This window comes from Micromonospora sp. WMMD1102 (assembly GCF_029626265.1).
Lineage (GTDB): Bacteria > Actinomycetota > Actinomycetes > Mycobacteriales > Micromonosporaceae > Plantactinospora.
This window is the reverse complement of sequence record NZ_JARUBN010000001.1, coordinates 4,202,813-4,215,346: the sequence shown is the minus strand read 5'-3', so window position 1 is coordinate 4,215,346 and position 12,534 is coordinate 4,202,813. Positions and strand designations below refer to the sequence as shown.

The 12,534-nt window shown below is 72.0% G+C and carries 11 protein-coding genes and 1 pseudogene; 6 read left to right on the top strand and 6 right to left on the bottom strand.

Translation table 11 applies throughout. The annotated features are described in order from the left end of the window. Positions 1 to 105 precede the first annotated feature (105 nt). Complete coding sequence (locus O7626_RS18745) at positions 106 to 1,263, top strand: histidine kinase (protein WP_278062456.1); 1,158 nt, start codon at positions 106 to 108, stop codon at positions 1,261 to 1,263. After that, positions 1,260 to 1,907 carry a response regulator transcription factor gene (locus O7626_RS18740; protein ID WP_278066210.1) on the top strand — a complete coding sequence of 216 codons (648 nt, stop codon included), beginning with the start codon at positions 1,260 to 1,262 and terminating at the stop codon, positions 1,905 to 1,907. The genes O7626_RS18745 and O7626_RS18740 overlap by 4 nt, the downstream gene beginning before the upstream one ends. A gap of 215 nt (positions 1,908 to 2,122) precedes the next feature. Here O7626_RS18740 and O7626_RS18735 read toward each other — a convergent pair. After that, positions 2,123 to 3,717 (bottom strand): annotated as a pseudogene (locus tag O7626_RS18735) (MDR family MFS transporter); the annotation flags it as partial. Between the two features lie 172 nt (positions 3,718 to 3,889). On the opposite strand from O7626_RS18735, the gene O7626_RS18730 reads away from it, so the two are divergent. Then, entirely contained in the window at positions 3,890 to 4,474 is a 585-nt protein-coding gene (locus O7626_RS18730; RefSeq protein ID WP_278062455.1) for a TetR family transcriptional regulator, read from the top strand. A gap of 156 nt (positions 4,475 to 4,630) precedes the next feature. Here O7626_RS18730 and O7626_RS18725 read toward each other — a convergent pair whose 3' ends face one another. The 3 genes from O7626_RS18725 to O7626_RS18715 all read right to left on the bottom strand — a co-directional run bounded on the left by O7626_RS18725 (position 4,631) and on the right by O7626_RS18715 (position 8,125). After that, complete coding sequence (locus O7626_RS18725; protein WP_347404799.1) at positions 4,631 to 6,622, bottom strand: adenylyl cyclase; 1,992 nt, start codon at positions 6,620 to 6,622, stop codon at positions 4,631 to 4,633. A 223-nt stretch (positions 6,623 to 6,845) separates the two neighbouring features. After that, a complete protein-coding gene (locus tag O7626_RS18720; protein ID WP_278062454.1) occupies positions 6,846 to 7,310 on the bottom strand; it encodes a CPBP family intramembrane glutamic endopeptidase in 465 nt (154 codons plus the stop codon). 530 nt (positions 7,311 to 7,840) lie between these two features. Beyond that, on the bottom strand, positions 7,841 to 8,125 hold the full coding sequence (locus tag O7626_RS18715; protein ID WP_278062453.1) for a flavin reductase: 285 nt from the start codon (positions 8,123 to 8,125) through the stop codon (positions 7,841 to 7,843). A gap of 627 nt (positions 8,126 to 8,752) precedes the next feature. On the opposite strand from O7626_RS18715, the gene O7626_RS18710 reads away from it, so the two are divergent. Together O7626_RS18710 and O7626_RS18705 are read left to right on the top strand one after the other, a co-directional pair. Next, positions 8,753 to 9,256 carry a DUF5753 domain-containing protein gene (locus O7626_RS18710; protein ID WP_278062452.1) on the top strand — a complete coding sequence of 168 codons (504 nt, stop codon included), beginning with the start codon at positions 8,753 to 8,755 and terminating at the stop codon, positions 9,254 to 9,256. Next, positions 9,247 to 9,432: a DUF397 domain-containing protein gene (locus O7626_RS18705; RefSeq protein WP_278062451.1), complete on the top strand. Its 186-nt coding sequence runs from the start codon at positions 9,247 to 9,249 to the stop codon at positions 9,430 to 9,432. The genes O7626_RS18710 and O7626_RS18705 overlap by 10 nt, the downstream gene beginning before the upstream one ends. A 59-nt stretch (positions 9,433 to 9,491) precedes the next feature. Here O7626_RS18705 and O7626_RS18700 read toward each other — a convergent pair whose 3' ends face one another. Continuing rightward, entirely contained in the window at positions 9,492 to 10,088 is a 597-nt protein-coding gene (locus tag O7626_RS18700) for a TetR/AcrR family transcriptional regulator (RefSeq protein ID WP_278062450.1), read from the bottom strand. A gap of 54 nt (positions 10,089 to 10,142) precedes the next feature. Here O7626_RS18700 and O7626_RS18695 point away from each other — a divergent pair, with 54 nt between their 5' ends. Beyond that, positions 10,143 to 10,907, top strand: coding sequence for an SDR family oxidoreductase (locus O7626_RS18695; RefSeq protein ID WP_278062449.1), 765 nt, complete (start codon positions 10,143 to 10,145; stop codon positions 10,905 to 10,907). A 43-nt stretch (positions 10,908 to 10,950) separates the two neighbouring features. Here the strand turns inward: O7626_RS18695 and O7626_RS18690 are convergent, their stop codons facing one another. Then, positions 10,951 to 12,432 (bottom strand): gluconokinase, encoded by a 1,482-nt coding sequence (locus O7626_RS18690; protein ID WP_278062448.1) that lies wholly within the window; start codon positions 12,430 to 12,432, stop codon positions 10,951 to 10,953. Positions 12,433 to 12,534 lie beyond the last annotated feature (102 nt).

Genomic DNA, 12,534 nt, shown 5'->3' with positions numbered 1-12,534 from the left:
GCCCTTCCCGGTACGGGTCCGGCGGCGCCGAACCCGTACCCGGGACCGGGTCCGGGCGTACCCGGGTACGGGGTGCCCGGCGACGTACGGCGGTAGTCTGCGGGCGTGGAGCAGACGGGGCTGCGGGCCTGGGGCGACTCGTCCGCCGCAGGACTGGCCTTCCCGCTCGCGGCGCTGGCCGCGGCGCTGCTCGTCTTCCTGACCAGCGGTATCACCGTCGGCCTGGTCGGCATGCTCGTCGCCGCCTTGGTCCCCTGGGCGCTGCTGGCCGGTCAGGTCCGGGTCGGGCCGTGGCCGATGGCGGCACTCGGCGTCGGCATGCCGGCCCTGGTCACGCTCTGGTACGACGCACCGGGCGCCATCTTCCTGGCCCTGCTCGCGGTGGCCTGGCTGGCGGCGACCGGTCGCTCGTGGCCGGCCGAGGCGCTGGCCACGCTCGGCGCGGTCGCCGTGCCGGCGGTGTTCGTCGGGCTCGACGGGGCGTGGCGCGAGGACTATCCCGCCGTCGTCTTCTTCGGCACCGGGACGATGTTCAGCTGGCTGATCGGCCGCATCCTGCGCCGGGAGCGGCGTCTCGTCGCCGCGCTGACCGAGGCTCAGCAGCGGCTCGACGTCGCGGCGGCGGCAGCCGAACGCCGCCGGATCGCGCACGACGTGCACGACGCGATCGGACACGGGCTCACCGTCGTGCTGCTCAACCTGGTCGGCGCCCGGCAGGTGCTCGATCGCGACCCGGTGGCGGCGGCCGAGGCGCTGGACCGGGCCGAGCGGGTCGGCCGGGACAGTCTCCAGTCCGTCCGGGCGATCGTCGGCCTGCTGCGCGATCCCGCCGACGGCGGTGGTGCGCGACCGCCGTCGCCGGGTGCGGTGGACGTCGCCGCCCTGGTCCGGGATGCGGCCGAGGCAGGTCTGCCGGTACGCGGCGAACTGGTCGGCGACCTCGGATCCGTCGACCCGTACACCGGGCTGGCGGCGTACCGGATCGTGCAGGAGGCGGTCAGCAACCTGCGGCACCACGCGCCGGGGGCGGAGGCGGTGGTCCGGATCGTCCGGCATGCCGACCGACTCGCGGTGTCGGTACGCAACGGTGCTCCGGCCGGGACTGCCGCCCCGGCCGGTCGGGGCGGTGGCAACGGGCTGGACGGCATGCGCCGGCGCGCCGGCACCCTCGGCGGCACCCTGTCGGCCGGACCGGACGGCGACGGCTGGCTGGTCGAGGCGTCGCTGCCGGTGCCGCGTACCGCCGACGAGGAGGCGGGATGATCCGGATCGTCCTGGTGGACGACCAGGAACTCGTCCGGGCCGGCCTCCGGCTGATCCTGTCGGCCCACGACGACATGGCCATCGTCGGCGAGGCGGCCGACGGCCGGGCCGGCGTCGACCTCGCGGGCCGGCTGGCGCCGGACGTCGTGTTGATGGACGTCCGGATGCCGGTGCTGGACGGGATCGGGGCGACGCGGCAGTTGACTGCCGGCCAGGGCGCGCCGCCGGTGCTGGCCCTCACCACGTTCGCCGACGACGAGGTGCTGTGGGGCATGGTCGAGGCCGGCGCGGCCGGCTTCGTGCTGAAGGACGCGCCCGCGGCGGAGCTGACCGGCGCGATCCGGGTCACCGCCCGGGGCGGCTCGTGGTTCGACCCCCAGGTGGCCACCCGGGTGCTGGAACTCGTCCGGGTCCGGCGGGCGGGTCGGGGAGCATCCTCGGTGACCGCGCTGACCGACCGCGAGCGGGAGGTGCTCCGCCTGGTGGCGGCGGGCGCCAACAATTCCGAGATCGCCGGTTCGCTGCACCTGAGCGAGCGGACCGTGAAGGGGCACGTCTCGGCGATCTTCCTCAAGCTCGGTGTCCGGGACCGGGCCGGTGCGATCGTCCGGGCCTACGACGCCGGCCTCGTGCCGGACCGCTGACGTCCCCGACCACCGTCCCGGTCCGGAGCCTGGACCTGGTCTGGGCCCTGAGCCTGGTCTCGGGCCTCGACCTGGTCGGGGGTGCGCGGAGCCTGGTCGGCGGTGTGGGGAGCTTGGTCCGGGGTTTGCGGAGCCTGGTCGGCGGTGTGGGGAGCTTGGCCCGGGGTCCGAGGAGCCTGGTGTGGGGTCCGGAACGGGGTCGGCTCGGCGGTCGGCGGGGCGCCGTCGACGGCGCCGGCCGCGGTGGCGGCGCTGGTAGCCGGGTCCAGCAGGTCGAGGCTGGTCCGCAGGGTGACCGGCTTGAGCAGGGCGGCGGCGACCACTCCGACCACCGCGATCGCCGCGGAGATCAGGAAGATGTGCCCGGTGGCGTCGCCGTAGGCGTCGCGCACGATGTGCAGGACCGGGTCCGGCAGGCCGGCCAGGTTGAGGCTGCCGCCGGCGCTGCCGGAGCCGGAGGCCGGGATGCCGGCCGCGGTCAGGTCGTGGGTGATCTGCTCGGTGACCCGGCGGGCGAGTACCGCACCGAGTACCGAGACCCCGATGGTGCCGCCGAGGGAGCGGAAGAACGCCACGGTGGAACTCGCCGCGCCGATGTCCTTGAGCGGTACGGCGTTCTGCACCGCGAGGACCAGGTTCTGCATGGTCATCCCGACGCCGATCCCGACCAGCAGCATCGCCGCGCCGACGAAGACCAGGGAGGTCTGGTGGTCGATGGCGCCGAGCATCAGGAACCCGGCGACCAGGACGATCGCCCCGAACACGATGTACGGCTTGATCCGCCCGCTGCGCGTGATCATCCGTCCCGCCACGATGGACGAGACGAGCACTCCGGCCATCATCGGGATGGTGAGCAGGCCGGCCTCGGTGGGGCTGTAGCCCCGGCCGATCTGGAAGTACTGGCCGAGGAAGACGGCGCCGCCGAACATCGCCATCCCGACCGCCAGGCTGGCGACGATCACCAGTGCCGTGGTGCCCTGCCGGACGATGTCCGCGGCACGACCGGCTCGGCGGTGCGTGCCTCCACCAGCACGGCGAGGGCGAGCAGCAGTACGGAGCCGCCGACCATCGCGGCGGTCTGCCAGGAGAGCCAGCCGAACGAGTTGCCGACGAACGAGATCCAGACGAGCAGTACGCTGACCCCGGCCGCGATCAGGGTCGCGCCGAGGTAGTCGATCTGCACGTTCTCCCGCCGTACCGTCACCAGGTGCAGGGTGGCCTGGAGGACGACCAGGGCGAGGATCGCGATCGGTACGCCGACGAAGAAGCACCAGCGCCAGCCGAGCCAGGACGTGTCGACGATGAGGCCGCCGAGCAGCGGCCCGCCGACGGTGGCGAGGGCCATCACGCCGCCGAGGTAGCCGTTGTACCGGCCCCGTTCCCGGGGCGGGATCATCGCGGCGATCACCACCTGGACCAGCGCCTGCAACCCGCCGACGCCGATGCCCTGGAAGGCGCGGGCGGCGATCAGCTGGCCGGCGTTCTGGCTGAGCCCGGCCAGTACCGAGCCGACGAGGAAGATCACGATGGCGGTCTGGACCAGGGCCTTCTTGTTGAACAGGTCGGCCAGCTTGCCCCAGATCGGGGTGGTCGCGGTCGCGGTGAGCAGGGTGGCGGTGACCACCCAGGTGTACTGGGTCTGCGAGCCGTTCAGGGCACCGATGATCTTGGGCAGCGCGGTCGAGACGACGGTGCTGCTCAGCAGGGCGACGAAGAGCACCAACAGCAGGCCGCTGAGCGCCTCGAGGGTACGCCGATGGCTCGTCGGCTCCGCTTGCGGCGCGGGGGTGAGTGTGGTCGGGGCGCTCATCGCGCGGCCTCCAGCTCTTCTCGGTAGTCGATCTGTCCCGGCGGACGGTCGAGGCTGCCCCGGTGGCTTCTGCGGACAGTCGGTTTGCCGCAGGTAAGGATTTCTCGATCAGTGCGCATTGCGCAAGTTTTCGCTATGAGAAGTAAGTCACCGCCGCGTACGCTGTCGGGCGATGGACGAGACGGTGGGCCGGCGGGAGCGGAAGAAGGCCGCCACCCGGGAGGCACTGCACCGGGCGGCGCTCCGGCTCGCCGCCGAGCAGGGACCCGACCGGGTGACCGTGGAGGCGATCGCGGACGCCGCCGACGTGTCCCGCCGGACCTTCTCGAACTACTTCGCGAACAAGGAAGAGGCGCTCTTCCACCCGGACACGGTGCGGATTCGTCGACTTCTCGCGCTGGTGCACGCGCAGCCGCTCGACGAACCGCCGTGGGTCGTGCTCACCCGGGCGGCCGAGCAGCTGGCCCGGGAGAGTGACGGGTTCGACCCGCTCTGGCTGGCCCAGCGGCGGCTGATCCGCAACCATCCCAGCCTCGCCGCCCACCAGATCACCGCGTACGGCACGGTGGAGCAGGAGTTCACCGCCGAGATCGCCCGCCGCCTGCCGGACGATCCGGAGACCCCGCTGCGCGCCCGGGTGCTCGCCGGGACGTTCCTGCACGCGTTGCGCGCGGCCACCCGGTACTGGACCGACCACCAGGAGCGCCCGCTGGTCGAGGTGGTCCGCGCCGCCCTCGGCTACCTGACCGCACGCTGACCGGGCGGGCCGGGCTCTTGGTTCGGGCGGGTGGGTGTGCGCAGTTGCTGTCGCTACCACGACATTGACTGCGCACACCACCCCGGCGGAGTGCGGAGTCCGCCCGACGGCTGGTCGGGGACACCCCGGCCGGCCGGCCGCCGTCGTGGACCGGGTTCAGGCTCCCGGGTACTCCGTGAGGTAGACCGGTACGCCGACCCGGGTGGTGTCGGCCGCCTCGCCGACGCCGTCGACCACGTGGTCGATCGTGCCGGCGCTGAGGTTGACGGTCATCACGTGGTGCAGCCGGACACCGGGCGTGCGGGGCACCTCGAAGCCGTTCTCGGTGTGGATCGACGGGTTGTTCTGGTTGAAGACGTACACGCCGCCGCCGTGCAGGGTGTGCCGACGTACCCGGTCGCCGACCTTGTAGCCGGCCCAGCCCTCCACGTCGCCGTTCATCCAGTCCGCCTGGGTCGGCGGGTCGTACGGCAGCTCGTTCTGGTAGAGCACAGTGGCGCCGTCCTCGCCGTTCCAGACCGTGTTGTACCGCTGGAAGTGTTCGACGAAGAGGCCGGTCGCGGTGACGTGGTCGCCGTTGACGACGGCGCCGTACCGGCCGGTGTTGGTCCGCCAGCGGTCGGTGTCGCCGTTGACGCCCTCGGTGAAGCCCTCGACGCCGTGGTCGCCGCGCCACACCCAGGTGTGGTCGATCAGTACGTGGTCGGCGTTCACCTCCAGCGCGATGTGTGTCCGGCCGATGTGCGGGCCGCCGACCCGGAAGTACACGTCGGAGAGGGTGATCGGGTTGTCCGGGGTGCTGTGGTTGCGGCCGTTACGGCTGCCGACCCGGAGCAGCACCGGCGACTCGCGCGGGCCGGCGTCCACGGTGACCCCGGCGACGACCACGCCGGGCACCCCGGCGACCTCCAGCGGAACGGCGCCGTTCGCGGCCGTCATGGTGGCGTGTCCGATGCCCAGCACCACAGTGTCCGGCCGACGGACCTCGATGCTCCGGGCGATGTCGTAGACGCCGGGGGTGAGCAGCAGGTGCCGGCCCCGGGCCAGCTCACGGTTGATCACGTGTACCGGGTCGGACGGGCGGGCGACGAAGAAGTCCCGCAGCGGCACGGTCCGCCCCGGCGTGAGCCCGGCACCCCAGCTGACGCCCCGGCTGTCCCGCCGCGCGGCCGGCACCCGGACCTGGTAAGCGCCCTTGCCGTCCACGAACAGGTACGGCTTTTCCCGGCTCAGCGGCGTCGTCTCCAGAGTGGTGTACGGCGGGTCGGGGAAACCGGCGTCGTCGGGTGCGCCGATTACGCCCGCGAAGACCTGGTTCCACACCGCGTTCGACCAGCTCGCCACCTCGCTGTTGCGGGTCAGCCACTGCTGCTGGGAGCCGTTGGTGGTGGCCGGCAGCCCGGAGTCGGCGATGAATCCGCCGCTGGCGTACTGCGGTCCGGCGGTGCAGTAGTCCATCAGGGACAGTCCGCCGCCGTCGATGTTCATCCGGCGCAGCGAGACCGCCTGGGAGACGGCCCAGAAGTTCGCCGTGAACCGGCACTCGTCCTGGCCGCTGGCGACGATGTGCAGCGACAGGTTGGACAGGGTACGCCAGAAGTTGACCAGGGCGATGCAGTTGCCGGTGCCGCCGCCCTCCAGGCAGCGGTTGTAGACCTCGATCTTGCCGTTGATCACGACGTCGGTGGGTGACGCACCGAGTCCGGCGATCTCGGTGTAGTAGCCGACCCTGATCTGGAGCGGCTGCTCCGCACTGCCGTATGTCCCGGGCATGAAGAGGTACGCGTACCGGTCGGTGCCCATCTCGGCGTCGACCTGCCGGGCGTGGGTCGCGTCCAGGGTCGCCTGGATCTGGCTGACCGGCATGCTCGGGTCGAAGACGGTGACGTTGCGCCCGAGGTCCGGCGCACCTGGCCGGGGCGAATGGATGCCACCGGGGGTGGGGGTCGCAGTGCGGGCGGAGGCGCCGGTGGCCGTGCGGGCGGAGGCGTTGGCGGCGCCGGTGGCCGTGTGGGCCGCGGCGTTGGCGGCGCCGGTGGCCGTGGTGGCCGTGGTGGCGGCGGTGGCGAGTGCCAGGCCGAGCACGAGCACCCGGCGGAGCCGGTGGCGTGTGGGGCGCCGCCGGAGGCCGGGGGAGGTGATCGTCATACGGTTCGTCGGTCCTTTCCGGATGCCGCGGAGTGGTTCTGAGAGCGCTCTCTTGTTCGCCCCGGCGGCACCCCGTCGATCGAACGAAGGGGATCGAGACGTTTCTACCGGGTGCGCGCTCGCTCCGCCATCGGAACCGGCGGCAGCGCCAGGTGCCGTCCGGTCCGGCCCGCATGCTGTCGGGTCCAGCCGCGCGCCGCCGGGTCAGGCCCTTGGCGCGGGTTCAGCGCAGGATCAGCACCGCCAGTGTGCCGATCACCGCGTTGGCGGTCACGTGCACCAGGTACGGCAGCAGGATGCCGCCGGTGCGCAGCCGCAGTATTCCCAGGGCAAACCCCCAGGTGCCGGCCATGACCATGCCGACCGCCCCGGACGGGAAGCCGGCGAGGTGTGCCGCGCCGAACAGCACCGCCTGGAGCACCACGGCGATCCTGGCGCCCCAGACCGAGGCGAGTTCGGTAAGCAACACCCCCCGGAAGAGCATCTCCTCCCACACCGGGTTGACCAGGGCGAACCCGATGATTCCGAGGATCGCCAGCCAGAGCGGGAGGCGTTGCAGGTCCCGCAGGTATTCGGCCGGCTGGGGACGTACCGCAAGTGCCCAGGTGACCAGCGCCGCCGCTCCGAACAGGACGGTGGCCAGGCCGAGCCAGGTGCCTCCGGGGTCAGCCGGCCCCGGGCCAGCCACGGTGCGGCCGGAGCCACTCCCGCCCGCCGCCCGACGAGCAGCAGACAGGCCAACGGCAGCACGCAGACCAGCACGGTGGTGAGCGCGGGCGGCCAGCCGGCCAAGCTGCCGACCGCGAAGCAGCCGAAGAGCGGCCCGACGAAGGTGGCGCCGCGCAGCGCGGCCGGTGAGCGCAGCCCGACGGCGATCCCGACCAGCGCGACGACGGCCGCCGCGACGATCGCTGTCCGCACCGGTGTCTCCGGTCGGATCGGCAGTACGGCGCAGACGCCCAGCCCGACTATGGCGCCGCCGGCGAGCAGTCGCCCGCCGGTCGAGCCGTCACCGGCCACTGCTGTCCCGGGTACGACCGGTTGCGGTGCCACCGTCGTCGACGCCTCCGGACGGTCCGACACCGGAGTCGCCGATGGCGTCGCACGGTCCGGCTCCTGCGTCATCGGGCGGTCCTTCCGGGCTGGTCCGACGACGACGGCCGGAGAATATCCTGCCTCGGCTGTGCCGACCGACCCCGGCGCCCGGCGGCCGATGGCTCAGCGGCGCCGGGGCAGCCAGTGCAACAGTTGACCGACGACCTGCGCCGGATGCGTCTCGGGCAGGGCTTGCAGCGCCCGGGTGAGGTGGGCCGCGAGGTACATCAGCAGACCCACCCGGTCGCCCTTGAAACCGATCAGCAGAGCCAGCCGGGCCGGCGCGCACGGCCAGGGATCCTGGCAGGTCTGACATTGGTACGTCGGCGTCGGGCTGTGCCGGCCGGCCGGATAGCGCCGGGCGTTCCGGCGCATGTGCCGGTACCAGCGCTCCTGCGGCCCGATCATCGGATCACGTCCGGGCGGCGCTGGCCTGCCGGGACCGGTGCTGATGTCCCGGGTTCCCGCCGCCCGGCCGACCGTTGGCCAGCCGGGCGTGTGTGGATGCGTTCCAGCCGGAACCCCGGTTCGTCGCCGTCGCCGTCGCCGTCGCCGTCGCCGTCGCCGTCGCCGTCGTCTTCGGACGAGGCGCTGGCGTCGGTGTCGGGGTGGGTGCCGCCGCGCGGACGGCGGCCCGGAATTCGGCGCGGGACAGCGCTGGTACAGGTGGTGGCTGATAGGGCATCGGCACCGGCGGGATCGAGTCCGGGCAGCGCCATCGATAACCGCATCGGCAGTACCGCCAGAGTCGGCGCCAATCGCGGCGGTGCCGGGGCCGGAATCTACGCCGGATATTCATGATCGATGCCTTCCGTCGGTGGAGTTCGACGGGGGCGGCACCAGAGATCCGTTGTCGGCGCCGCCCCCGTCAGGCATCCACCCGGGTCGGAGGTCACGGGGTGGATGAATGCCTGGATTCCACCCTGGACTGTGACCCGAGCAGGGCGGAAGATGCTGGTCGAGCCCGTGGAGCGGGTCGGCATCCCATCGAAGATGACCATCAAAACCGAAGTGATTTGGGGGACGTGAAACGCTATGTCCGCGATGGTGGTCCCGGGAATCCTTCAGACCGAACCGTGCGCGCGGGCGGTGCTGATGGGTCGACGCCTTCGGGCCGAGTCCGTGGACGCCCTGCTGGCTACGAGGCTCGGTCGTCAGGAGATTCTGCACCGGCGGCCCGATCCCTGCCAGTTGGTCGCGGTGCTGGACGAAGGGGTTCTGCATCGCCGGGTGGGGGACGCTTCCGTGATGCGGGATCAGTTGGAAGCCCTGGTCGCGGCATGTGAACAGCCGAATGTGCGGGTTCAGGTCGTCCCGTTCGACGCAGGCTCCTACGTGGGGCTGGATGGCCCACTGGCGATCGCGACGGTGGACGGCCGGTCGATCGGCTTCCTCGAAGGACATCTGGAGGGTCGCGTAGTAGAGAACCCGAATGCCACCACCGAGATGGAAGCCGCATGGGAGGCCATCCGGGACTACGCTCTACCCAGCAACCAATGCCTCGATCTGATCATGAGGACGGCCGAGAAATGGACGTGAACACCGCCCCGAGATGGATCAAGTCCACACGTAGCGACAGTACGAATTGTGTCGAGGTGGCCGACAACGTTCCCGGCCGGGTTCTCGTGCGGGACAGCAAGGATCCGGAGGGGCCGGTCCTGACGTTCACCCCTCGGCAGTGGGGCGGCTTCGTGGATATGGCCAAGCGATCCTAGAGTCCCCCAGCCTGACGCTGTCCGGCTGCGCGTACCGCCCCGGCGGAGTGTGGGGCCCTTTACCGGGTCGTCCCGTCGCCGAAGGTCGCCGCCAGCGCCTTGGCGATCAGGTCGGGCAGGTCGGTGCGCCCGTCGTCCTTCGCCCATCGCACCAGCGCGGTGTGCATGGCGGCCAGGCAGGCGCTTGCCGCAGCCTCGGCCTGGAAGGTGGCGTCCGGGTCGGCAACCTCGTCCCGGAGACCGTCCACGATGGCCTGTTGCAGTACGTAGTGGTTGTCCAGGTGCCTGGCGCGCAGGGCGGGCGTGGAGATCATCAGCCGCAGACGGGCCAGCAGTAGTCCGTCGTCACCGGCGGTGAGGGTCCGCGCCGAGTCGACGAGTGCGCTGCCGATGCGGCGGACCAGAGGCTGTCCGGCGGGCGTGGCGGCGATCCGTTCGGCGAGCAGCCGGCCGTTCTGGTCGACCTGCACTAGGTCCTCCTTCGTCGGGAAGTGCCGGTACACCGTCATCGGGGCGACGCCGGCAGCCTCGGCGACGTCGTTCACGGTCGTGCTGTCGTATCCGCGCTCGACGAACAACCGCAGCGCATGCGCCTGGATCATGCGCTGCGTCTCGGCCCGCCGTTGCTCCCGCAGTGTTGAGTGCCGCTCGCCCATGTGATAGACACTACCGCACTGGTAGTCACTAACACTTTGGGAGTAACTAACATCATGACTGACCTGATCGGCAGAACCGCCCTGGTGACCGGCGCATCACGCGGCATAGGGCAGGAGATCGCGATCCGGCTCGGCGCGCGCGGCGCGATGGTCGTCGCGCACTTCGGTGCGGACCAGGACGGCGCGACGGCGACGGTCGACCAGATCGTGCGGCACGGTGGAACGGCGTACGCCGTCGGCGCGGAACTGGGGGTGGGCGGGGACGTCGACACGCTCTTCGCGGGGGTCGAGAACTGCCTGGCCGGCCGGCCCCTCGACATCCTCGTCAACAACGCGGCGGCGCCACCGGCAGGCCCGCTCGGCACCACGACCCGGGCAGCCTTCGACAAGCTCTTCGCGGTGAACGTCCGAGCGCCGTACTTCGTCATCGAGCGGGCCCTGCCGCTGTTCCGCGACGGCGGCCGGATCATCACGATGTCGTCCGTCGCGACCCGGATGGCCAACGCCACCCAGACCTCCTTCGCGATGACCAAGGGCGCGGTCGAGACGATGACCCTGACCCTGGCCAACCAGCTCGGCCACCGGGGCATCACGGTGAACGCGGTCGCGCCCGGCGCCACCCGGACCGCGACCAACGGGCCGGTCTTCGAGACACCGGGCCTGGCCGAGACGATCACCGCAATGACGGCGCTCGACCGGCTGGGCGGGCCCGGCGACGTCGCCGACGTGGTCGCGTTCCTCGCCTCCGACGCCGCACGCTGGGTCACCGGCCAGGTCATCGACGCCAGTGGCGGCCTGTTCCTCGGCCCGCGCGTCTGACGACCCGAGCCCCCGACCATTTCCCGGGCAGGCGCCCGGGTGGTCAGCCGCGCACGAGCGCGTCGTACACCTCGGCGAACCGCGCCCGCCGTCGCGCATAGTGCTCGACGTGCGCCGGCCGGGGCTCGTAGGTCTCTCCCGTTGCCCGAGGTGCGCGCGGGACCTCCGGTGCCAGCACGTCGAGCGCGAGCAGCGCCGTTCCACGCTGCGTCGCGCGGCGCCGGGTCACCTGGGTGACGGGGCGCCCGAGTACGTCCGCGAGGATCTGGAGCCATCCAGGATGGTCGTTGCTGACCCGTCCCGCCGCCGCGACCTCCAGGACCTCCGGGGCGGCCGGGTGGAGTTCGTCGGCGACCCGCGCGTAGGTCATGGCCACGCCCTCGATGATCCCCCGGAACAGCGAGTCGGCATCCGTGGCCGCCGACACGCCGTCGAACACGGCACGTGCCCCACCGACCCAGCCCGGCGCACGTTCACCAGTGAGGTACGGCAACACCAGCGGCGTGGCGTCGCTCGGCGGCGCGGTGAGGGTGGCCGCGAGCGCAGGGCCGAGGCGCAACGTGCTCTGTGCCCAACTCACGGCACGACCGACGTCGTTGATCGCCCCGCCGAGCAGCGTGCGCCCGGCGTCGACCCGGTAGTTCCAGAGCCCGAACGGCAGCGGATCGGCGGGGCCGTCGAGCAGTACCCGCAGCGCACCGCTGGTGGCTGTCGACGCGGTGAGCACCGTGGCGTCGGTCGCCCCGGACCCGATGTTGCTGGCGAAGCCGTCGGTGATAGCGGGGAACCACACGGCCCGAGCGAGAGCGGGCCAGCGCGCCGGGGCTCCCGACGGCGCCGGCTCGGTCATGTCCAGTGGTCGGGAGAGCTGCTCGGGGCCGATGCCCGCCGCGGCGAGCAGCTCGGCGTCGAACTCACCGGTACGGCGGTCGAGCAGGCCGGTCCACGCCACCGTGGACGTGCCGGCGAGCGGGTGCCCGACGAGCCGGGCCAGGACGTACTCGCCGAGGGAGCACCAGAGCGCGGCCCCGGTGACGGCACGCGGCTGCGCGGAGGCGAACCAGCGCAGGCGCGGCGCGTGGTAGCTCGTGTGCAGGCGGGTGCCGGTGCGCTGCTGCACCGCCTCCTCGTCGAGCTCCTCCCGAAGCGCCGTGACCGCCGCTGCGCTGCGGGAGTCGGCGTAGGTCAGGCACGGGGTGAGCGCGCGTCCGGCCGCGTCGACCGCGATCAACGAGGCGGCGAAGGTGTCCATCGCGACACCGGCGATCCGGGTCCCCAACTGCCGGTCCCCGGTCACCGCGTCGAGGACCTGCTCGACCTCCGCCGTCACCTGGTCGGGGTCGATGACCGAGGTGCCGTCGGGTGCGACGGTGAAGGCGTGCGGCACCTTGTGCTGGAGGCCGTCGACCCGCCGGCCCGACGCGTCGTGCACGCCACCACGGGTGGCGGTGGACCCGATGTCCAGCGCGACGACCAGCGGGTCCACCGCCGAGTCGAGGGCGACGTCGTCGTCGGTCCGGGTCATCGCAGTCCTCGTCATTCGTCCAGGCAGGTCTCCGGCGACAATAGCCAACCGTTGCCCTGGACGCTGAGCATCGCCCGGCCAGCCGCCAGGTACCCGTCAGGT

Bases quoted from the DNA above. Each gene is read 5' to 3' on its own strand.
- O7626_RS18700 (WP_278062450.1), bottom strand. From the start codon at position 10,088: ATGGGCGAGCGGCACTCAACACTGCGGGAGCAACGGCGGGCCGAGACG.
- O7626_RS18695 (WP_278062449.1), top strand. From the start codon at position 10,143: ATGACTGACCTGATCGGCAGAACCGCCCTGGTGACCGGCGCATCACGC.
- O7626_RS18690 (WP_278062448.1), bottom strand. From the start codon at position 12,432: ATGACCCGGACCGACGACGACGTCGCCCTCGACTCGGCGGTGGACCCG.
- O7626_RS18725 (WP_347404799.1), bottom strand. From the start codon at position 6,622: ATGACGATCACCTCCCCCGGCCTCCGGCGGCGCCCCACACGCCACCGG.
- O7626_RS18730 (WP_278062455.1), top strand. From the start codon at position 3,890: ATGGACGAGACGGTGGGCCGGCGGGAGCGGAAGAAGGCCGCCACCCGG.
- O7626_RS18715 (WP_278062453.1), bottom strand. From the start codon at position 8,125: ATGATCGGGCCGCAGGAGCGCTGGTACCGGCACATGCGCCGGAACGCC.
- O7626_RS18740 (WP_278066210.1), top strand. From the start codon at position 1,260: ATGATCCGGATCGTCCTGGTGGACGACCAGGAACTCGTCCGGGCCGGC.
- O7626_RS18705 (WP_278062451.1), top strand. From the start codon at position 9,247: ATGGACGTGAACACCGCCCCGAGATGGATCAAGTCCACACGTAGCGAC.
- O7626_RS18710 (WP_278062452.1), top strand. From the start codon at position 8,753: ATGTCCGCGATGGTGGTCCCGGGAATCCTTCAGACCGAACCGTGCGCG.